At 62.7% G+C, this 20,299-nt stretch carries 20 protein-coding genes and 1 tRNA gene; 12 read left to right on the top strand and 9 right to left on the bottom strand.

What is annotated here, in order from left to right:
• Positions 1 to 50 precede the first annotated feature (50 nt).
• Genes CAL22_RS18905 through CAL22_RS21500 form a run of 3 tightly spaced genes read left to right on the top strand, consistent with a single transcriptional unit; the run spans position 51 to position 1,320 of the window.
• Positions 51 to 374 carry a hypothetical protein gene (locus CAL22_RS18905; protein ID WP_348271693.1) on the top strand — a complete coding sequence of 108 codons (324 nt, stop codon included), beginning with the start codon at positions 51 to 53 and terminating at the stop codon, positions 372 to 374.
• Positions 371 to 985 (top strand): hypothetical protein, encoded by a 615-nt coding sequence (locus tag CAL22_RS18900; RefSeq protein ID WP_094815787.1) that lies wholly within the window; start codon positions 371 to 373, stop codon positions 983 to 985. The genes CAL22_RS18905 and CAL22_RS18900 overlap by 4 nt, the downstream gene beginning before the upstream one ends.
• A complete protein-coding gene (locus tag CAL22_RS21500) occupies positions 982 to 1,320 on the top strand; it encodes a TraK family protein (protein ID WP_094815785.1) in 339 nt (112 codons plus the stop codon). Before CAL22_RS18900 ends, CAL22_RS21500 begins: the two co-directional genes overlap by 4 nt.
• A gap of 1,113 nt (positions 1,321 to 2,433) precedes the next feature.
• Here CAL22_RS21500 and CAL22_RS18890 read toward each other — a convergent pair.
• From CAL22_RS18890 to CAL22_RS18865, 5 genes are all read right to left on the bottom strand, one after another.
• Positions 2,434 to 3,138 (bottom strand): HNH endonuclease, encoded by a 705-nt coding sequence (locus tag CAL22_RS18890; RefSeq protein ID WP_094815783.1) that lies wholly within the window; start codon positions 3,136 to 3,138, stop codon positions 2,434 to 2,436.
• A 229-nt stretch (positions 3,139 to 3,367) separates the two neighbouring features.
• Positions 3,368 to 4,678 (bottom strand): hypothetical protein, encoded by a 1,311-nt coding sequence (locus CAL22_RS18885; protein ID WP_143276999.1) that lies wholly within the window; start codon positions 4,676 to 4,678, stop codon positions 3,368 to 3,370.
• Positions 4,679 to 4,735: 57 nt separating this feature from the next.
• Positions 4,736 to 5,803 (bottom strand): site-specific integrase, encoded by a 1,068-nt coding sequence (locus tag CAL22_RS18875; RefSeq protein ID WP_094815777.1) that lies wholly within the window; start codon positions 5,801 to 5,803, stop codon positions 4,736 to 4,738.
• Between the two features lie 141 nt (positions 5,804 to 5,944).
• A tRNA-Leu gene (locus CAL22_RS18870) sits at positions 5,945 to 6,029 on the bottom strand.
• 120 nt (positions 6,030 to 6,149) lie between these two features.
• Positions 6,150 to 7,529 (bottom strand): uracil-xanthine permease family protein, encoded by a 1,380-nt coding sequence (locus CAL22_RS18865; protein ID WP_094815775.1) that lies wholly within the window; start codon positions 7,527 to 7,529, stop codon positions 6,150 to 6,152.
• Between the two features lie 183 nt (positions 7,530 to 7,712).
• Between CAL22_RS18865 and htpG the strand changes: the two genes are divergently transcribed.
• The 8 genes from htpG to CAL22_RS18825 all read left to right on the top strand — a co-directional run bounded on the left by htpG (position 7,713) and on the right by CAL22_RS18825 (position 16,332).
• Entirely contained in the window at positions 7,713 to 9,605 is a 1,893-nt protein-coding gene (gene htpG / locus CAL22_RS18860; RefSeq protein ID WP_094815773.1) for a molecular chaperone HtpG, read from the top strand.
• A 131-nt stretch (positions 9,606 to 9,736) separates the two neighbouring features.
• Positions 9,737 to 10,657, top strand: a complete 921-nt coding sequence (locus CAL22_RS18855; RefSeq protein ID WP_094815771.1) for a LysR family transcriptional regulator — start codon at positions 9,737 to 9,739, stop codon at positions 10,655 to 10,657.
• A 132-nt stretch (positions 10,658 to 10,789) separates the two neighbouring features.
• Complete coding sequence (locus CAL22_RS18850) at positions 10,790 to 11,578, top strand: putative hydro-lyase (RefSeq protein ID WP_094815769.1); 789 nt, start codon at positions 10,790 to 10,792, stop codon at positions 11,576 to 11,578.
• Between the two features lie 179 nt (positions 11,579 to 11,757).
• Entirely contained in the window at positions 11,758 to 13,011 is a 1,254-nt protein-coding gene (locus CAL22_RS18845; protein ID WP_094815768.1) for an ABC transporter substrate-binding protein, read from the top strand.
• A gap of 51 nt (positions 13,012 to 13,062) precedes the next feature.
• Positions 13,063 to 13,914: a branched-chain amino acid ABC transporter permease gene (locus CAL22_RS18840; RefSeq protein ID WP_094816800.1), complete on the top strand. Its 852-nt coding sequence runs from the start codon at positions 13,063 to 13,065 to the stop codon at positions 13,912 to 13,914.
• Between the two features lie 7 nt (positions 13,915 to 13,921).
• Entirely contained in the window at positions 13,922 to 14,911 is a 990-nt protein-coding gene (locus CAL22_RS18835) for a branched-chain amino acid ABC transporter permease (RefSeq protein WP_094816799.1), read from the top strand.
• On the top strand, positions 14,898 to 15,620 hold the full coding sequence (locus tag CAL22_RS18830; protein ID WP_094815766.1) for an ABC transporter ATP-binding protein: 723 nt from the start codon (positions 14,898 to 14,900) through the stop codon (positions 15,618 to 15,620). Before CAL22_RS18835 ends, CAL22_RS18830 begins: the two co-directional genes overlap by 14 nt.
• 4 nt (positions 15,621 to 15,624) lie before the next feature.
• Positions 15,625 to 16,332 carry an ABC transporter ATP-binding protein gene (locus tag CAL22_RS18825; protein ID WP_094816798.1) on the top strand — a complete coding sequence of 236 codons (708 nt, stop codon included), beginning with the start codon at positions 15,625 to 15,627 and terminating at the stop codon, positions 16,330 to 16,332.
• A 32-nt stretch (positions 16,333 to 16,364) separates the two neighbouring features.
• Here CAL22_RS18825 and CAL22_RS18820 read toward each other — a convergent pair whose 3' ends face one another.
• From CAL22_RS18820 to CAL22_RS18805, 4 genes are read right to left on the bottom strand one after another with little or no spacing between them, the layout of a single operon-like run.
• The gene (locus CAL22_RS18820; RefSeq protein ID WP_094815764.1) at positions 16,365 to 16,985 is read right to left on the bottom strand and encodes a glutathione S-transferase family protein; all 621 of its coding nucleotides are present in this window, start codon (positions 16,983 to 16,985) and stop codon (positions 16,365 to 16,367) included.
• A 15-nt stretch (positions 16,986 to 17,000) separates the two neighbouring features.
• Positions 17,001 to 17,579 (bottom strand): 1,6-anhydro-N-acetylmuramyl-L-alanine amidase AmpD, encoded by a 579-nt coding sequence (gene ampD, locus CAL22_RS18815; RefSeq protein ID WP_208622030.1) that lies wholly within the window; start codon positions 17,577 to 17,579, stop codon positions 17,001 to 17,003.
• Between the two features lie 54 nt (positions 17,580 to 17,633).
• On the bottom strand, positions 17,634 to 17,891 hold the full coding sequence (locus CAL22_RS21240) for a PP0621 family protein (RefSeq protein ID WP_208622029.1): 258 nt from the start codon (positions 17,889 to 17,891) through the stop codon (positions 17,634 to 17,636).
• 5 nt (positions 17,892 to 17,896) lie between these two features.
• Complete coding sequence (locus CAL22_RS18805; RefSeq protein WP_094815760.1) at positions 17,897 to 18,739, bottom strand: cytochrome C assembly family protein; 843 nt, start codon at positions 18,737 to 18,739, stop codon at positions 17,897 to 17,899.
• Between the two features lie 117 nt (positions 18,740 to 18,856).
• On the opposite strand from CAL22_RS18805, the gene ffh reads away from it, so the two are divergent.
• Positions 18,857 to 20,269, top strand: coding sequence for a signal recognition particle protein (gene ffh, locus CAL22_RS18800; RefSeq protein WP_094815758.1), 1,413 nt, complete (start codon positions 18,857 to 18,859; stop codon positions 20,267 to 20,269).
• Positions 20,270 to 20,299: the final 30 nt, after the last annotated feature.

The following is a 20,299-nucleotide window of genomic DNA, read 5'->3' as shown; positions in this document are numbered from 1 at the left end:
TGCTTACGCGTAACTTCTATACCTATCGAATGACACCGAAAGGATTCAGAATGAACAATGCGCACAGCCAGCAAGCCTTGGAAAGCAATCTGCATCAAAAGTACGGGCCGCTGCTTAGCTTGCAGCAGTTGGCCGAGCTGCTGCACCGCAGTGCTGACGGTTTGCGGGTCGCGTTACGCACTTCGCAGCCCTATGCGCTGAGAATCTGCGAGGCCCGCGTGAAGATCGGGCGGCGGGTGTATTTCCGAACAACGGATATTGCTACCTACTTGTGCCACGCAGAAGCCCCTCAGGCGGCTTCTGGCGCGTTAACGCCGCGTCAGGCAGGTAAGACCATGCGGACAGGCCTGGAGGCTCCTGGAGCGGCTGTATGAGCGCGGTGGACACAAGGGCTGTGCCGTGCAACCTGTTGGCGTGGCCTGCGATCAGCAATTTGCTGCCGGATCAAAAGCTCATTGGGGCGTATCTGTTTTTTTCGCCGGATGCCAGCGCCTGCGGTTGCTATTTCCTGCCACGGCCTCGTGCGGCGGCCGACCTGTCGTTACCGATTGCGGTGCTGGAAGAGGCTTTGCGCGAGTTTGAGCGCCGCAAGCTCGTGGCGCTCGATAGCGAAACCGGGGAGGTTTTTGTGCTGTCTTGGCCCCGCTGGTTGAACTTCCGTACCCCCAGCGCGAGAGGTGCCCTGTGGACATCTTTAGACCGCATAAAAAGCCGGAAGTTATCCACAATTGCAAAAAGTGCTTATAAATCAATACCCAGACCGGGGGAGGGGGTGGGGGTGGGGGAGGTATTTCCTTTTTCAAAGGAAATAGGCGAACCCTTGCCGTCAGGGTGGTGGGAAAGCGATGAGGGCATCATCGCGACAGGACGGTTGCTAAAGCTCAACGCTCAACCCGGAGAGAGCATGAGTGCCTTCAAGGCGCGCATTCGTGTTGCGGTAGATCGGCAGCACCAAACAAAACGATCCATGGCCTCACGCGGATGATCGGCGCGAAGATGGGTAAGCAACATCGCGGGGCCGCTCGCGTGGCCTTTCTGGCTCGTCTAGGGGCGATACGCAGCCTGTTCGACGCGGGTCACACCCTGATGACCATCTACGATGCGCACAGAGACGCTCTGGGCGTCATGAGCTACAGCCAGTTCACGCGTTACGTCGCACGGTATGTCAGGGGTCAACCAAAGCGTTTGAAGGGCTCTGAGGCCCGTTTAGGGGCATTGGCGGGGCATGCATACCGAACGGCTGCATCCTGCGTGGGCAGGGAGGATGCAATGCCGGTGTCTGGGCATCGTTCAAACCGCCTGGACGACGACCTTATCTGACGCTCGGGGCATGAAGGCAATTCAATGCGAATGAACGCAACTCAGGGCAACTCAAGGCAATTTCATGCGCTGCGGCCCTCCGTAAAGGCAATTCAGGGCAACTGAAGGCAACTTAATGCACAACAAGGCAATTTAGAAATTCGGTTTTCCTAAATCGCATTCCTTTGCATCTTGTTGCCTTGCTGCAAATGGCAAGATATGTGTTGTAGCCATACGCTGCTGCGCACCCTATCGCGACAACACCCCCCCTTATTCGCCCGAGGCTCAACGGAATCTTGCTCTGCGAGGCTGTTGGTTGCTGCCGCAACAGATGAAAAACATGGATATCGCTGAGGCCGTGAGTGGGGCATGAATCAACAAGACGGGATGGCCCTTAATGTACAAATCCCTGAGGGTTCTTGGCGAAATTCGTGGGCTGTCAGCGGTGGGCTGAGTATTCTTAGGCCCGGTTTGCTTCGATTTTGGCCTTATCTGTGGCCGTGTTTTGTACTTTAGGGGCCGCGTCCAAAAGCCATATTCTGCGTGATCGAGGCGACGCCGTGGCAGGTGTTTCGTTCAGCCTTACGCTAGATTGCGCTTGATTACGGAAGGCATTGATTTTAATGAAATTTGGCGCGAATCAGCGCATTTTCAGCCTGCTTTTGATGCTACATTTCGGTCGTGTGCCCGAGTGGTGAAATTGGTAGACGCAGGGGACTCAGACCAATTTGAGCCTTCAAGGGGAAACCCATGAAGTGAAGCCCGTCAAACTCGGCGAAGGCCCTGGATTTACGTGTCCGAGCTAATACCGAGCCAAGCCTGGTGATTGACCGCCAGGAAGGTGTAGAGAGCAGACGGCGGGCACCTAAGGTCGAAAGGCTAAGGTGAAGGCGTGCTCCAGACCGCGAACGTTGCTTGCCAAGCGACGGCGACGAAAGCCGAAGCGGTAAGAAAATCCCCCGCCGCAAGGCGTGCCAGTTCGATTCTGGCCTCGGGCACCAGTATTTTTATACTACCCATATGCTCATTGGTGAAAGACTAATTTCGACTTACGGAGGTCAGTCAACACGTAAGGAGTGAGTAGCGGATTTATGCTTGATTGACTTAGATGCCCAGCCTCCTGATTGCAGGTTACTAATTGCCCTTGAACTCCTCCACGCGATGGTGAGCCATGTACATCTCGTGCTGAGGTTTCAGGGCGATCTTCATCGAAGGCATGATGCCAAGTTTCGCAGCCTCGTTGAAAAATGGTGAGATGCGAATTGAGCCACTTGTCTCAAATGTGATAAATCCTTTGTCAAACGCTTTGTCCAAATTTGGCGAAAAAAGCAATCCGTTCCATTCGTCCAGTCTTTCACTATTCGTTGATTTCTTCCACGGCTTGATGTGAGATGCAATGAGGAGGGATGTGTCGCTGAAACCCGTCACAGCACAGCAGGTCCAGTGGCGTAGCACCTTGTCCCGAAACGTTCCCTGACCGACCCTTGACTTGATCAGTGCTGTCTTTTCAGTCATGGTCATGCTCGGATCGCCGATGATCTGTTCAAGGTCGGCTTGCATGTCATCGCTGCCGTTGCTCGCTAGGTATGCAGCGAATTGCGACAATGTAGCGCTATACATGTGGTGCCCACGCATGTTTCGCTCTTTGAAGATAGGTAGCTCCTGGATTCTTGGGGAAAGGGCATCAAAGGCCGAAGAACTACTCAACGCGATCAGAGGGCCTGAAATCAGGTCGCTATTCATCGCCCACTCTGACAGTACGCCACGGAGCGCCCCGTCGTAACTGCGTGCAGAGGACTTTGATAGCCCTTTGTAAAGCATCCAATCGTAGAAGTTCATGCATTAGACTCCCGTTTGTTCTTGTCGTGCATTGGCAGGTTGGCTAATAGTAAGTGCAAAGTTCCTTAATGAATTGGAAAGCTGAAGTTGCTCTTGGCAGATAGCAGACTAGGCCGGACGCCCGCTTTCGACCCCATGGAGACTTCCACGCTCGCAAACTGGGAGCCGCAAAACGGTCATTAACTGTAGAACGCCTTCCCACCGCAGTGGGCGCAAGGGAGAAGGCTGCTCATTTCCGCTCCCAGAAGTCCACTACCTCATTCCATTCACGGGGCACCTCTGTGGCCACACCAGGTAGGGCCAACGCCTCGTCGAGGGTCATTGGAGGTCCAAGCTCAACATCGAGCATCTGGGACATCTCATCCGCGAACGATTCAATAGAAAGGAACTCGGTTGCCACGCGGCCAAGCATTTGTTCGCTAATACGCTGAACGCCCATGATGAGGTTGTGCGGAGTCTTGGTAATTTGGACAGAATGGGTACCGTCCATGATTACGGTCGCTTCGACGCCACACCTAGCGAAAGAGGCCTTAACGTTCTTCATATCTATAAACACCACCAGTCCGAAAGCCTGCTGCATGAATGCGACGCTATTCGCGGGTTCCATCGACAGCGTGAACGGATAGCTCGGCAGGTAGTCGGGTTGGGCCGAGAGAAAGTAAACCACGGTCGACGGTGTGGTCCCGTGCTGTTTAAACCTCGCTTCGTCCATCACTGAGCACACTAAGTAGGTCAGACCTGGCTCTGGTGTTGCCGTGTTCCAACCTGTCCGCATTCCGGCCTCAATACACGCATTCAAAACACTCCGGTGATCCACCTCTTCAGCCATCGTCGCGACACGAAGGACGTTTGTAATTCCTCGAAAATTAGAGGCGCCGTCGTTAACATAGAAGTTTGTCAACTCCTGAAGCAGCTTGGCTTGCCTATCCGTTCGAGCGTTTCGATTGCGCGAAGTCTTTACTTCGATAAGGCAAGGATCCTCTGCGCCAAGAGCACACACATCACCGTAGCGGATCACATTCGTAAGGTCACATAGGACAACTGGAACGTTGTGTTTGATGCCGGAACACAGGATGCGATACTCACGAGCAAAACCTCGTTTGAGCCGACCATGCTCGGTGATGAAACCTGCCGGAGCCTTCACGTTATAGGTCGCGTCATAATAGGTGTGTTTGAGGCTGTACTTCGACTGGTAGATGAAAGCGATGCCGTCACCAAAACATCGCCAGAGAAACAAGAGATGCAGCAATTGTTCTTCCCTCTCGCGTAGCGCCCTCAATCCGGCCTTGCGCGCTTGCGCCTGCTCCTTTGTGGCGCGTTGGTCGTCTTTCTGCGGAAGGCTTTTTCGCCTACGCCGCAGGCGCAGCACTCGCAATTCGGTGCGTACGATGCAGCGAATGAGATGACGCTGAAGTTCGTGCACAAGGTCGAGACGTGCAGAGTCAGCCTTGACTTGATGAAGGAGCTCCGCCGCATGAAGCAGGTCAAGCTCTGCGTAATGGTAAGGGCGCCGATTCTCAGACACGTCTTTATTTCCCATTTTTAGTAACCGAAAGCCGACTCTCACGAACGGCCGCTTCTGGCCGATAGCCGACGCTCAGCAATCCAACTTATCCAGCTTCCCCACCAAATCCTCAGCCCTTAAATGCGTATACCGCTTCAGCATCTGCATACTCTTATGCCCGCTGATCGCCGCCACTTCCTGATCGGATAACCCTGCCTCCACCAACCGGCTAACTGCTTCATGTCTCAGATCATGAAACCGGAAGTCCGTCAGTCCCGCCTCTTTCTTCGCATCCGTCCAGGCCTTGTCGAATAGATACGGCCGTCGTACACCATCACGCCCCGGTTCACCAAAGAACACCAGATCGGTTTCTGGTGGTCGAGTGGGGTTATCCATCGCCGCCTGAAATGCCGCCGTCGCCGCTTTGGTGAGTGGTACGGTGCGTGGCGATGAGTTCTTGGTGATATCCAGGCGCACGACGCGTTTTTGCAGGTCTACTTGACCGAGGCGCAGGCCACCGATCTCGGAGAGCCGCATGCCGGTTTCCAGGGCGATGCGCACGATCCAACTGAACATGGGGTTGGAGTAGGCATCGACGGCGGCTAACAGCCGTTTATTTTCTGCGAGTGTCAGCCTGCGATTGCGACCTGCGCCGGGAGCCGGGCGGCGAATCTGAGAGACGGGATTGAAGGGCAGACCCAAGCCCCATTCTTTGATGGCGATGGTGAATAGGTGGCTGAGTAGTGCCAGCTCCAGGCGCACGGTGTTGTTGCTGCGCGGCACTGGCTTGCCGTTTTCGTCGGGATCGCCTGCCAGCCGCATGTCGCGGTATTGGGCGACGATATCGGCGCTCAAGGCAGCGAGCGAGTATTTGCCAAGGTGTTTGAGTAGCGGCTGGGCTTTCTTGAGCTCTGAGGCGCGGGTGGATTCGCGTTTGGTGGGGGTGACTTCGCGCAGGTAGCGGGTCAGGGCCGACTCTAGCGTCATGCGCTCGCCTGGAGCGCGCTGAATGTAGACGCCGCGCACCATTTCGTCTTCTGTCCGCCGTGCCCAATCTTCAGCGTCGCGTTTGGTACGAAATGTTTTGGACGAAGTTGGCCAGCCTGTCTTGCGAATGACGGCTTTCCAGGTGCCTGAGGGGGTCTTGACGAGGGTAGCCATGTGCTAAAGCTCCGAAAAGTACGCTCGGTGCTTCGCCACTGTACCGAAACTGTACCTGGCTCACAAACTTGGAAAATCCCCTAGTGCTAGGGAAAGACTAAAAATCGCGCTAGATGCTTGTAAATACTAGGGATTTTTAAGTGGTGCCCGGGGCCGGAATCGAACCGGCACGCCTTGCGGCGGGGGATTTTGAGTCCCCTGCGTCTACCAATTTCACCACCCGGGCGGGGGATGCGCTGCCCTGTTGAATCAGGTCAGGCTGGCAAGAAAGTCCGCCATTATACGTGATCCTGGCGAGTTTGCCAGCGGGGCGGCGGGGTGGGCCGCGCGCCCGCTGGCGGGCGGGTCAGTCCTGGCGGGGTTCGGGGAGGAACCAGTTCATCAGCAGGGCGCAGATGCCGCCGGTGGCCACGCCGGATTCGAGGACGCTTTTGAGGGCGTGGGGCATGTGGGCGAGGAACTCGGGCACTTGCGAGACGCCCAGGCCCAGCGCCAGGGAGACGGCGATGATGAGCAGGGCGCGGCGGTCCAGGCGGATGCCGGCCAGGATGTTGATGCCGGAGGCGGCCACGGCGCCGAACATGACCATGGCGGCGCCGCCCAGGACGGGTTCGGGCACGGCCTGGAGGATGCCGGCCACGCTGGGGAACAGGCCCAGGATGATGAGCATGGCGGCAATCCAGATGCCGACGCGGCGGCTGGCGATGCCGGTGAGCTGGATGACGCCGTTGTTCTGGGCGAAGACGGAGCTGGGGAAGGTGTTGAAGACGCCGGCCAGCAGGGAGTTGGCGCCGTTGACCAGTACGCCGCCTTTGATGCGCTGCATCCATTGCGGGCCCTGCACGGGCTGGCGCGAGACCTGGCTGGTGGCGGTGATGTCGCCGATGGCTTCCAGCGAGGTGACCAGGTAGATGATGAGCATGGGCACGAAGAGCGGCCAGGAGAAGGACAGACCGAAGTGCAGGGGCACGGGCACCTGGAAGAGGGCGGCGTCGCGGGCGCTGCTCAGGTCCAGGCGGCCGAGGTAGGCGGCGGCCAGGTAGCCGATGGCCAGGGCGATGACCAGGGCGGCGCTGCGCACCCAGGTGACGGGCACGCGGTTGAGCACGATGATGGTGCCCAGCACCAGGCCGGAGAGCAGGAGGTTGTCGCTGTTGGCGAAGGTGCCGTTCTGCATGGCGGCAAAGCCGCCGCCCATGCTGATGAGGCCGACTTTGATGAGGGTCAGGCCGATGAGCAGCACGACGATGCCGGTGACCAGGGGGGTGATGAGGCGTTTGACGAAGGGCAGGATGCGGGAGATGCCCATTTCGACGAAGGAGCCGGCGATGACGACGCCGAAGATGGCGGCCATGACGGCTTCGACCGGCGTGCCTTGCTTGACCATGAGGCTGCCGCCGGCGATCAGGGGGCCGACGAAGTTAAAGCTCGTGCCCTGCACGATGAGCAGGCCGGCGCCAAAGGGGCCGAAGCGGCGGCACTGGACGTAGGTGGCGATGCCGGAGATGACCAGCGACATCGAGACGATGAGGGTGGTGTCGCGGCTTGGCACGCCCAGGGCCTGGCAGATGAGCAGGCCGGGGGTGACGATGGGCACCAGGATGGCCAGCAGATGCTGCAGGGCGGCGATAAAGGTGACGGGCGTGGAGGGGCGGTCGTTGGGGCCGTAGACGAGGTCGCCGGCGGCCGAGGCGGGCTGGGATGCGGAGAGGGGAGCGGAGCTCATGGTCAAAAGAGCGGTAGGTGGGCGACGAAAGTGCGGGATTTTACCGATTTCCGGGTAGGAGGCCCGCGGGCGAGGCCTGCGGGGCAGGCGCTAGACTCTTGAAATTGTCCGAGCCACCCCCATGTCCAGAGGGCCTGGCGGGAGACCGCCTTTTCACTATCCATTTAGCCAACGATCACCACCATGACTCAAAACGCCACGTCCGAAACCCTGGGATTCCAGGCCGAGGTCAAGCAGTTGCTGCACCTGATGATCCATTCCTTGTATAGCAACAAGGAGATCTTTCTGCGCGAGTTGGTCTCCAACGCGTCGGATGCCTGCGACAAGCTGCGCTTTGAGGCCATCGACCAGCCGGATCTGCTGGCCGGCGACGGCGAGCTGGCCATCCGGGTGAGTTACGACAAGGACGCCCGCACGATCACCATCTCCGACAACGGCATCGGCCTGTCGCGCGAGGAGGCCATCGCCAATCTGGGCACGATCGCGCGCTCGGGCACGCGGGAGTTTTTCTCGCAACTGACGGGCGACAAGCAGAAGGACGCGCAGCTTATCGGCCAGTTTGGCGTGGGCTTTTATTCGTCTTTCATCGTGGCCGACAAGGTCAGCGTGTTGAGCCGCCGCGCCGGCGCTGATGCGGCGATCCGCTGGGAGTCGGACGGCCAGGGCGAGTTTTCGATTGCGCCGGCCGAGAAGGCCGGCCGCGGCACGGATGTGGTGCTGCATTTGCGCGCCGACGAAGACGAGTTTCTCAATGGCTGGAAGCTGCGCGAGATTCTGCGCCGCTATTCCGACCATATTTCGCTGCCCATCCAGATGAAGAAAGAGGAATGGGACGCCGACAAGGGCGAGCAGGTCGTGCGCGACGAGTGGGAGACGGTCAACCAGGCCAATGCGCTGTGGACGCGCAGCAAGGGCGAGATCAGCGACGAGCAGTATCGCGAGTTCTACAAGACCGTGTCGCATGATTTCGAGGATCCGCTGGCCTGGACGCACAACCGCGTCGAGGGCCGCAGCGAGTACACGCAGTTGCTCTATGTGCCGCGCCAGGCGCCGTTCGATCTGTGGGACCGCGATGCGCGCCGCGGGGTCAAGCTCTACGTCAAGCGCGTGTTCATCATGGACGACGCCGAGCAATTGCTGCCGGCCTATCTGCGCTTTGTGCGCGGGGTGATCGATTCGGCGGATCTGCCGCTGAACGTGTCGCGCGAGATTCTGCAGGAAAGCCGCGATGTGCGCGCCATCCGCGAGGGCTCGGCCAAGCGCATTCTGTCGTTGCTGGAAGATCTGGCCGAGAACCGCAAGGACGATTACGCGGCCTTCTGGAACGAGTTCGGCCAGGTGCTCAAGGAAGGCGTGGGCGAAGATCCGTCCAACCAGGAACGCATCGCCAAGCTGCTGCGTTTTGCGTCGACGCAGTCGGGCGATGCGGCGCAGACGGTGTCGCTGGCCGATTATCTGGGCCGCCTGAAAGACGGCCAGGACAAGATTTATTACGTGACGGCCGACAGTTTCTCGGCGGCCAGCAACAGCCCGCATCTGGAGATTTTCCGCAAAAAGGGCATCGAGGTGCTGCTGTTGTGGGATCGGGTGGACGAGTGGATGCTCTCGCACCTGCGCGAGTTCGACGGCAAGTCGCTGGTGTCGGTGGCCAAGGGCGGCCTGGATCTGGCCGATCTGGCCGACGAGGAAGAAAAGAAAAAGCAAACCGAGGTGGCCGAGTCCTTCAAGCCGCTGGTCGAGCGCCTGCAGGCGGCGTTGGGCGAGCAGGTCAAGGAAGTGCGTGTGACGCTGCGCCTGGTGGATTCGCCGGCATGCGTGGTGGTGGGCCAGAATGATCTTAGCCCGCATCTGCTGCGCATGCTCAAGGCGGCCGGGCAGGAGGCCCCCGAGGTCAAGCCGGTGCTGGAGATCAATCCGGAGCACGCCCTCATCGCCCGCATCCGCGACGTGCCCGAAGCCGATTTCCCGGCCTGGGCGCAATTGCTGCTGGATCAGGCGTTGCTGGCCGAAGGCGCGCAGATCGCCGACCCGGCGGCTTTCGTCAAGCGCTTGAATGCCCTCTTGCTGAAGGTGTAGGCCGCGTCAGCCGCCCGGCGCATGCCACGCAACGGACCCTATGGGGTCCGTTGCGTTTTTGGGGGTGCCGATGCGGCCAGAGCGGGCGCGGCGTTCTAGAATGCGGGTTTCCGGATCGGATAGCCGCCGCGATGATAGATCTGCGCAATATCGAGACGTTTTTCTGGGTGGCCACGCTGGGCGGCTTTCGGGCGGCGGCCGAGAAACTCAACGCCACGCAGCCGGCCATTTCGCAACGCATCGCCAGCCTGGAGGCCGACCTCAAGGTGCGCTTGTTCGAGCGCGACACACGCGGCATCCGCCTCACGGCCAAGGGCCAGGAGCTGCTCTCGCACGCCGAACGCATGCTGCAGATGCGCCACGATATGCAGGCCGCCGCGGTGGCCAAGAATGTGATGAGCGGCACGCTGCGCTTGGGGGTGTCCGAGACCTTGGTGCATACCTGGCTGCCGCGCTTCATGGAGCGGCTGCATGATGTGTATCCGGCGCTCATGGTGGAGATCCAGGTCGACACGACCACCGCGCTGGAGACGCAGCTGACGTCGCACCAGATCGATCTGGCCTTTCTGCTGGGCCCGCTGCGCGATGAACGAGCCGAGAATCTGTTTCTGTGCGACTACCCCTTGTCGTGGTTGGCCAGCCCCAAACTGAAAGTCGGGCGCCAGCCGGTGGCGCTCAAGCATCTGGCGCAATGGCCGTTCATTACGTATAGCGCGACGACCGAGCCGCACCGCGCGGTGCGGCAGGCGCTGCAGGAGGCGGGCGTGCAGGCGCCGCGCATGTACGGCAGTTCGGCGCTGAGTGTGATCGTGCGCATGGCCATGGACGGCATCGGCACGGCGGTGATCGCGCCGATTTTTCTGCGCGAAGAGCTCAACCAGGGCGAGCTGCGCATGCTGCAGGTCAAGGCGCCGGACCTGCCGCCTTTGCATTACACGGCGAGCTGGATGCGCGGGCCGGACGGCCATGTGCCCGAGGTGGTGGCCCGCATGGCGCAGGAGATCGCGCACGCCGATAGCGAGCGGCGGGCCAGCGCGGCGGCTGCGCGCTAGTGTTTTCCCTTAAGGGTTTCACCCTGATAAGAAAACCTGATCGGCCCGTATCGCAAGATGTGATTAGACGCTTGTGATGGCTTGAGGTGCAATGCGCCCACTAAGCCCAATAACATCACAAGGGAAATCGTCATGGCATCGTCCGCCAAGCTTGCCTATCAGGCGCGCCTGGATGCGCGCAATGGCATCCATACCGGCCCGACGGCCAATGTCGCGCCCGGCCATGTGCAGGCCAATCTGGCCATTCTGCCGCGTGCGCTGGCCGCGGATTTTCTGCACTTCTGCCAGATGAATCCCAAGCCCTGCCCGCTGCTGGCCATGTCCGAGCCGGGCGATCCCAGCTTGCCGCTGCTGGGCGAAGACATCGATATCCGCACCGACGTGGCGCGCTATCGCGTCTGGAAGGACGGCGAGCTGGTGGCCGAGCCCACCGATGTGCGCGATGTCTGGCGCGATGATCTGGTGACGTTCGCGATCGGGTGTTCGTTCTCGTTTGAAGAGGCGATGCTGGACAACGGCCTGCCGGTGCGCCACATCGAGCAGGGCTGCAACGTGCCCATGTACCGCACCAATGTGCCCACGCATCAGGCCGGTGTCTTTGGCGGGCCGCTGGTGGTGTCCATGCGGCCGATGAAGGCCGCCGATGCCATCCGCGCCATCCAGGTGACCTCGCGTTTTCCGTCGGTGCATGGGGCGCCGGTGCATTTTGGCGACCCCTCGCTTATCGGGATTGCCGACATCAATCGACCCGACTATGGTGATGCCGTCGAGATACGCGCGGGCGAGGTGCCGGTGTTCTGGGCTTGCGGGGTGACGCCACAGTCCGTGGTGGCGGCCGTCAAGCCGGAGTTCTGCATCACGCACGCGCCGGGCCATATGCTGGTGACCGATTGGCTCAACAGCCGCGTGGCCATTCTTTGACCCGCGCCGGCCGGATGGCCGGCGCTTGCATCCGCTTTGCTTAAACCAACGATCCTTCAAAGGACGAGAGGCGACAAGGCTTCATGCCACGGGATTCCCGTGGCCAGGTGCCACGCCGCTTTCCGGCGTGGCGCTCCCGATCTGCTTTCTACACAGAAGTATTTTTCAGGAGTCGAGTGATGAAGATGAAACGCTACGCGGGTGCAGCCGCGGCCCTGGCGCTGGCATGCGCGGCTTTTGGCGCGCAGGCGCAGGACAAGACGGTGCGCATCGGCGCCATTTACCCGCTGAGCGGGGCGCTGGCGTCCACCGGCGCGGAAATCAAGGCCGCCGTCGAGCTGGCCGTCGATATCATCAACAATCCGCATCCGGAGCTCGAAGGGATCCCCCTGGCCGCCGGCAGCGGCCTGCCCGGGCTGGGCGGCGCCAAGCTGGAAGTGATTTTCGGCGACTCGCAAGGCAAGCCCGAGGTGGGCATGGCCGATGCGCAGCGGCTGCTGGATCAGGAAAAAGTCGTGGCCTTGACCGGCGCCTATCAGTCGGCCGTGACCAAGACGGCCAGCCGCATTGCCGAGCAGCGCGGCATCCCATATGTCAACGGCGAATCCAGCAGCCCGGATCTTACCGAGCGCGGCTACAAGTGGTTCTTCCGGACCTCGCCCAATGACGACACCTTCGTCGAGAACATGATGCAGTTTCTCGATGGCATCAAGGCCGTGCCCACGGCCAAGATCGCCGTGGTGTACGAGAACACCGACTTTGGCGTGAACACGTACAAGGCGGTGGAGAAGTTCGCCAAGCAGTACAACCGCCAATTGGTGGCCAATATTGCCTATAGCGCGGGCTCGGCCTCGGTGACGGCCGAAGTGCAGAAGCTGGCCGCCGCCAAGCCGGATGTGGCGATCTTCGCCAGCTACACCTCCGACGCGATGCTGTTCGTGCGCACCATGCGCGAGAGCAAGTACGCGCCGCCCGTTTTCCTGGCCAATGACGCGGGCTTTATCGATTCTCGCTTTGTGCAGGAAGTCGGCCCGCAGGTGCAGGGCGTCCTGTCGCGCGATGTCTGGGGCAGCGACGTGGCCGCGGCCAAGGCGGGGCTGAAGAAGATCAACGATATGTACAAGGCCAAGACCGGCAAGGAGCTAAACGGTAACAACGCGCGCTCCATGCAGGGCGTGCTGGTGCTGGCCGATGCCATCAACCGGGCGGGTTCGACCGATCCGGAAGCGATCCGCAAGGCATTGATCGCCACCGACCTGGGCGAGTCGCAAGTGGCCATGCCCTGGGCGGGCGTGAAGTTCGACGACAAGGGGCAGAACACCAAGGGCGCCGGCCTCATTCTCGAGCTCAAGGGCAGCAGCTATCAGACGGTCTGGCCCGAGAAGTATCGCACCGACAAGAATCTGCCCACGCTGCCCTTTAGCTGGAAATAAACCTCTTGCGTGACGGAGGCGGCCGCGCGGGGCCGCCTCGGGGAGTTCGATATGTTTGAAGCGCTTTCGGCGGGCCTGTTCAACGGGCTGATCTATGCAGCCGTTGCCGTGGGCCTGGCCTTGATATGGGGCATTACCGACGTCATCAATTTCGCCCATGGCGAGTTTCTGATGCTGGGGATGTATGCGGCCTATTGGATGTTCACGCTGGGCCACCTGGATCCGACATTCTCGGCGCCGCTGGTGGCCATCCTGCTGGCTTTTGTGGGTTTTCTGACCTACGCCCTCATCATCAAGCGCTTGCAGAAGGGCCCGGCGATGGCGGTGATTCTGGCCACCTTCGGGCTGGGCCTGGTGCTGCGCCAACTGGCTTTCATCGCCTTCTCGCCGGACTATCGCAGCCTGCCGGATACGCTGATTTCGGGCAGCGTGACGCTGGGCGGGGTCTCGCTGGGACGCCCGCAGGTCGTCACCGGGCTGGTGGCGCTGGCCATGGTGGTGGCGCTGTTTTTTCTGGTGTATCGCACGCGCTGGGGCCATGCCTTGCAGGCGGTGGCCGAGGATCGTCAGGTTGCTGCCTTGGTGGGGATTTCTCCCGACCGCGTCAACGCCCAGGTGTGGATGCTGGGCAGCGCGGCCGTGGGTCTGGCCGGCGCGCTGTTGACGACGTTCTTTTATGTGTTTCCGTCGGTGGGGACGGTGTTCGGCCTGCTGGCCTTCGTGGCGGTGTGCATGGGCGGCTTCGGCTCGTTGCCGGGGGCCTTTATCGCCGGGATTCTGATCGGCCTGATCGAGGCGATGACGGGCTATTTCGTGGCGCCGGCGCTCAAGACGGTGAGCGTGTTCATCCTCTTCATCCTGGTGCTGTGGTATCGCCCGCGCGGGCTGTTCGGGCGGTGGTGAGATGCAGATGACGCAAACAGACAAACACACTCTGGCGCCCGGCGAGGCCGGCCTGCCCAAATGGCCCATGGCGCTCGCCCTGGTGGTGGCGCTGCTGCTGGCGCTGGTGCCGCTGGTGGTGCGCGATGCCTTCACCTTGCAGGTGCTGCTGCTGGCCATTATGTTCGGCGCGCTGGGCGCGTGCTGGAATCTGGTGGGCGGCTTTTTGGGGCGCATTTCTTTCGGGCATGGCGTGTTCGTGGGCGTGGGCGCCTACACCACGCTGTTGCTCTTGCAGCACCTGAAGCTCACGCCCTTGTTGGGCATCCCGCTGGGCGGGGTAATCAGCGCCGCGCTGGCCTGGCTGGTGGGCGGCCCCACCTTGCGCTTGTCGGGCCATTACTTCGCGATGGCCACGATCGCCTTGCTGCAGATCGGATTGCTGCTGATGGTGAACTGGGAGTGGGCCGGCGGCGCGGTGGGCCTGGAAGCGCCGATTGCCGATGCGCCCTGGATGCTGCTGTTTCGCACCAAAGTGCCTTACTACTGGATCGCGGTGGGCCTGGCTTTCCTGACCTTTCTGTGCACCTATCTGCTGGTGCATTCGCGCACGGGTTTTTACTGGCGCGCAATCAATGGCGACGAGGCCGCCGCGCGCAGCCTGGGCGTGCCGGCGGACCGCTACAAAATGCTGGCCTTCGTGATGTCGGCGGGCATGACCGGCGTGTGGGGCGGCTTCTTTGCCATGTACGTGGGCTTCATCGATCCGGAGTCCATGTTCAGCCTGACCATGTCGGTGCAGGTGGTGCTGGTCACCATTCTGGGCGGCGTGGGCACGCTGGTGGGGCCCTGGCTGGGCGCGGCGCTGCTCTTGCCCTTGTCCGAAGGCACGCGGGTGGCCTGGGGCAGTTCGGGCCTGGGGCTGGATCTGCTGATCTTCGGCCTGGCCATTTTGCTGGTCACGCTCTTTCTGCCGGGTGGCCTGGTGACCCTGAGGAGGCGTCGTGGCACTACTTGAAGTCAAGGACCTGACCAAGCGCTTTGGCGGTCTGGTCGCCAACAAGGATATTTCGCTGTCGGTCGAGGAAGGCGAGATCGTCGCCATCATCGGCCCCAATGGCGCGGGCAAGAGCACGCTGTTCAATGGGCTGGTGGGCCACCATGAGCCGACCTCGGGCACGGTGGTTTTCAATGGCGAGTCGCTGGCCGGCAAGCAGCCCGAGCAGGTCGCCGCGCTGGGGCTGGTGCGCACGTACCAGATCCCGCGCAGTTTCGGCCAGATGACGGTGCTGGAAAACGCCATGGTGGGGGCTTTGCTGCGGCATCCGCGGCTGGCCGATGCGCGCCGCGAAGCCATGCGGGTGCTGGAGCTCGTGGGCCTGGCCGACCGGCATGATGTCAAGGCCGCGGGGCTGAACGTCGCCGGGCAGAAGCGGGTCGAGCTGGCGCGTGCGCTGGCCACCGAGCCGCGCATGCTGCTGCTCGATGAGGTGGCCGGCGGGCTCAACCCTTCCGAAGCCATTGCGCTGGCGGAGATCCTGCGCGGCATACATGCTGCGGGCGTGACGCTCATCATCGTCGAGCATGTGCTCGAGGTGGTGATGCGGCTGGCGCAGCGCGTGCTGGTGCTGAATTTCGGGCAGATGATTGCCGAAGGCCCGCCGCAGGAGATCGTGCGCCATCCCGCCGTGATCGAAGCCTATCTGGGGAGAAAGCATCGTGTCTGAGATGATGCTCGAAGTGGAGAACCTGAGCGTGGCCTATGGCGGCGTGCAGGCGGTGCGGGATGTGTCCTTGCAAGTGAGGGCCGGCGAGATCACGGCGCTGCTGGGCGCCAACGGCGCGGGCAAGTCCAGCACTTTGATGGCCATCGTGGGCGCGGTGCGGCCCAAGAGCGGCCGGGTGCGGTTCGAGGGGCGCGAGATCACCGGCACGCCGCCGCAGCATCTGGTGGCTCAGGGGATTGCCCTCATTCCGGAAGGCGCGCGGGTGTTCGCGCGCCAGTCGGTGGCGCAGAACCTGCGCCTGGGCGCCTACACCGTGCGCGACGCGGCCGTGTTCGCCGAGCGGCTGGAGCGGGTCTATCGGCTGTTTCCGCGCCTGAAGGAGCGCGAGGAACAACTGGCTGGCACGATGTCCGGCGGCGAGCGCCAGATGCTGGCCATCGGGCGCGCGCTCATGAGCGGGCCGCGTCTGTTGCTGATCGACGAGCCCAGCCTGGGCCTGTCGCCCTTGCTGGTGGAGCAGGTTTTCGACGCGCTGGCCGCGCTGAACCGCGATGATGGTCTGTCGGTGCTGCTGGTCGAGCAGAACATGAACCAGGCGCTGGAGGTGGCCACCCGCGCCTATGTCATGCAAAGCGGGCGCATCGCCCTGGAAGGCGGGGCCGAGGCGCTGGCCGCCTCCGATGAGGTGCGGCAAGCCTATCTGGGGATGTAGGCGGGCGGCAGGCGGCCTGCCGCCCCAGGTGCTTAGCTCAGGGGCAGCGTCAGCACGCCCTGGACGGCCGGGCGCATCATCAGGCGGCGGTACCAGGCCGCCAGATGGGGCGTGTCGGGCCGCTCGATGGGCAAGCCGAACCAGCGGTGCGTGGCGCAACCCAGGGGGATGTCACCCATGGTGAATTGCGGGCCGGCGATGAAGTCGCGGCCTTGCAGCGCCTGATCCAGCAGCAGTGCGCAAGCCGTCGCCCGCTTGACGGACAGCGCGATGGCGCTGGCGTCACGCTTGTCTTCGGGGGTGCGGATCAGCCCCAGAAAGGCCGGGCCTTGAGCCGGCTGCCATTCGGTAGTTTGCCAATCCATCCAGCGGTCGGCGTCGGCGCGCACGCACGGGTCGGCGGGCCATAGCGAGCCCGCGCCATAGCGCGCGGCCAGGTAGCGCACGATGGCGTTGGACTCCCACAGCACGAAGCCGCCGTCGTCGATGACCGGCACGCGCCGGTTGGGGTTCATGCGGCCGTACTCCGGGGTATCCAGGCCGCCGAAGGCCCCGCCGGCTTCGGTCAGGGTGTGGGGCAGCGCCAGTTCGCGCACGGCCCAGACGACTTTCTGTACGTTGACGGAGCTTAGCCGTCCCCAGATCTTCAGCATGGTCTGTCCTTGGAGTTAGCGCGGCGGCAGGGCGCGCCGCGGAAAGCCTGCGCCGCGCGCAAAGCGCGGCCAATCGAAAGCGGGACCCGGATCGGTTTTGCGTCCAGGGGCGATGTCTTCATGGCCCCAGGCCGCGCGCAAGGGCAGCCGCGCGCGCAGGCGCTGGGCCAGCTCGCTCAGGGTGGCGTACTGTGCATCGGTGTAGGGCCGATGGTCGGTGCCCTCGAGCTCGACCCCCACCGAGAAATCATTGCAACGCTCGCGGCCTTCAAAGCGCGAGACGCCGGCATGCCAGGCGCGGTCATACACGGAGGCGAACTGCACGATGCTGCCGTCGCGGCGGATGAAGAAATGCGCGCTCACGCGCAGCCCGGCCAGCCGGGCGAACCAGGGGTGGGTGTCCAGGTCGAGGCGGTTCAGGAAGAGGTCGGCGACATAAGGCCCGCCGAATTCGCCGGGCGGCAGGGTGATGTTGTGCACCACCAGCAGGCAGACCTGCGTGTGGGGCGGGCGGGCGTCGACATTGGGCGAGGGCAGTCGCGTGACGGCGGCGGCGGGACGCAGCCAGCCGTGGCGATCCAGTTGCAAAGACATGGCGCAAGGCAGTTCAGGGTCAAGCCGCATTATGCAGGCCCGACCGCAGCTTGCCTATCGCGGCGGCCCCAGCCGGGCGTGTTCGAGGCTGCACCAGGTCTGGCCGTTTTGCAGCACGGCCTCGGAGCGAGGCACATGGATGCCGCAGTGTGTGCAGCGCACCATGGGCTCGGCGGCCTTGGCCGCGGGCGGCCCGCCCGGGCGGCGCGGCGCGGCGCCGGCGCGCGGGCTGCGGCCGTTGCGCGCGTTGAGCATGCGCCAGACGGTCAGCACGACCAGGATGGCGAAGAACCAGAAAATTATCTTGCCCACCAGCGTCAACTCCGATGCAGAATCATTTCCAGCACGAACCGGCTGCCGGTATAGGCGAGGATCAGAAAGCAAAAGCCCGCCACCGTCCAGCGCAGCGCCACCCGGCCGCGCCAGCCGCGCGCCTGGCGGCCCACCAGCAGGCCGCCGAAGGTCAGCCAGGACAGCAGGGTAAAGATGGTTTTGTGGTCAAAGGGCAGGATGCGGCCGGTCAGCAGGATGGATGCTACCGAACCGGTGGCCACCGCCGCGCTGAGCACCAGAAAACCGATGAAGATGATGCGAAACAGCAGTTGCTCTTGCACCAGCAGCGGCGGCTGGGCGTCCAGCACCCGGCCGATGATGCTGCGCGCGGCGGGCGCATCGAGCGGGCGGTGCAGGTGGCGATCCAGCAGCGCCATGAGCATGGCGTGCAGCGCCGCGATGGTGATCAGGCCATAGGCGGCCAAAGCGATGATAAGGTGTATGCGCAACCAGGGGGTGCCCGCATGCGGCACGGCCACTCCCTGCGGAAAGAGGGCGGCCAGCAGGGTCGCCAGCGTGGCGGCGGGCAATAGCAGCAATTGCACGCCGTCGATGCGGATGAACAGGCTCTCTATCCAGAACATGATCAGACCCAGCCACATGGCCGCCGACAGGGCCAGGGCCCAACCGATGAAGATATGATCTGTCCCCAACATGGCCTCGCGCAGGGCGTATCCATGCACGACCAAGGCGCCGAGCAGGCAGATCCGGGCGATTTTGCCGGTCTGCTCGACGCTGCCGGCCTGCTGCAGGCGGCGCCACATCGAGGCGCCAAGCACGGCGTAGACCAGTGCGGCCACGGCGTGAAATACAATGCCTGATGACATAAAAACCGTTGTCTGGGTGGGAGCAGGGCAAATGTCACCCGCTGACATCGCCCGCTGCCGGCCTTTGCGGCCAGCGCGGTCCCGTTCAATCAATTAGTTTAAGCGGAAACGCCTCTCATGCTCGATAACCTTACTCAACGCCTGTCGCGCGTCGTCAAGACGCTGCGCGGCGAAGCCCGCCTGACCGAGGCCAACACCCAGGAGATGCTGCGCGAAGTGCGCATGGCGCTGCTGGAAGCCGACGTGGCCCTGCCCGTGGTGCGCGACTTCGTCGCCCGCGTCAAAGAGAGGGCCCTGGGCGAGGAGGTCTCCTCCAGCCTGACGCCGGGTCAGGCCCTGGTCGGGGTGGTGCACAAAGAACTGACCTCCCTCATGGGCGGCGATCTGGGGCCGGGCAGCGGCGAGCTGTCGCTGGCCGTGCAGCCGCCGGCCGTCATCCTCATGGCCGGCCTGCAGGGCGCGGGCAAGACGACCACGACCGGCAAGCTGGCTCGCTGGCTGTCCGAGGGCGAACACACCCAGGGCGGGCGCAAGACCGGCAAGAAAAAGGTCCTGGTGGTGTCGGCCGACGTCTATCGTCCCGCGGCCATCGACCAGCTCAAGAGCGTGGCCGCCCAGGTGGGGGTGGATTTCCTGCCGTCGGATCCGAGCCAGAAGCCCGAAGACATCGCCCGCAACGCGGTCGAGCATGCCCGCCGCCATCACTATGACGTGCTGATCGTCGATACGGCCGGCCGCCTGGGCATCGACGAAGCCATGATGCGCGAGATCGCCGCGCTGCACGCGCTGGTCAAGCCGGTGGAAACGCTGTTCGTCGTCGACGCCATGCAGGGCCAGGATGCGGTCAACACCGCGCGCGCCTTTGCCGATGCCTTGCCCCTGACCGGCGTGGTGCTGACCAAGCTCGATGGCGATGCGCGCGGCGGCGCGGCGCTGTCGGTGCGGCACATCACCGGCAAGCCCTTGAAGTTCGTCGGGGTCTCCGAAAAACTCGACGGCCTGCAGGCTTTCCATCCCGAGCGGATGGCGCAACGCGTGCTGGGCATGGGCGACATCGTGTCGCTGGTCGAGCAGGCGCAGAAGAACATCGATATCGCCGAGGCCGAGAAGCTCGCCAAGAAGATCAAGTCGGGCGATAAGTTCGACCTGAACGATTTCCGCGAGCAACTGGGCCAGGTCAAGAAACTGGGCGACATGAACTCCCTGCTGGAGAAGCTGCCGTCGCAGTTTCAACAGGCCGCGGGCCAGTTGCAGGGCGGCCAGGCCGAAAAGCAATTGCGCCGCACCGAAGGCATCCTGAACTCGATGACGGCTGGCGAGCGCGCCAAGCCCGAGCTCATCAAGGCGTCGCGCAAACGCCGCATCGCCGCCGGCGCTGGCGTGCCGGTGCAGGAAGTCAACCGCCTGCTCAATCAGTTCGAGCAGATGCAGGGCATGATGAAGCAGATGAAAAAAGGCGGCATGGCCAAGATGATGCGCGCCATGGGCGGCCTGAAGGGCATGGGGCGCTTCGGCGGCTTTGGCCGTTGATCGCGCCGGCGCCGCGCGCGGCCCGCGCGG

Origin of the sequence: Bordetella genomosp. 12 (assembly GCF_002261355.1) — a bacterium.
GTDB lineage: Bacteria > Pseudomonadota > Gammaproteobacteria > Burkholderiales > Burkholderiaceae_B > Bordetella.
The sequence above is the reverse complement of the archived record's forward strand: the minus strand, read 5'-3'. Positions and strand labels throughout refer to the sequence as shown.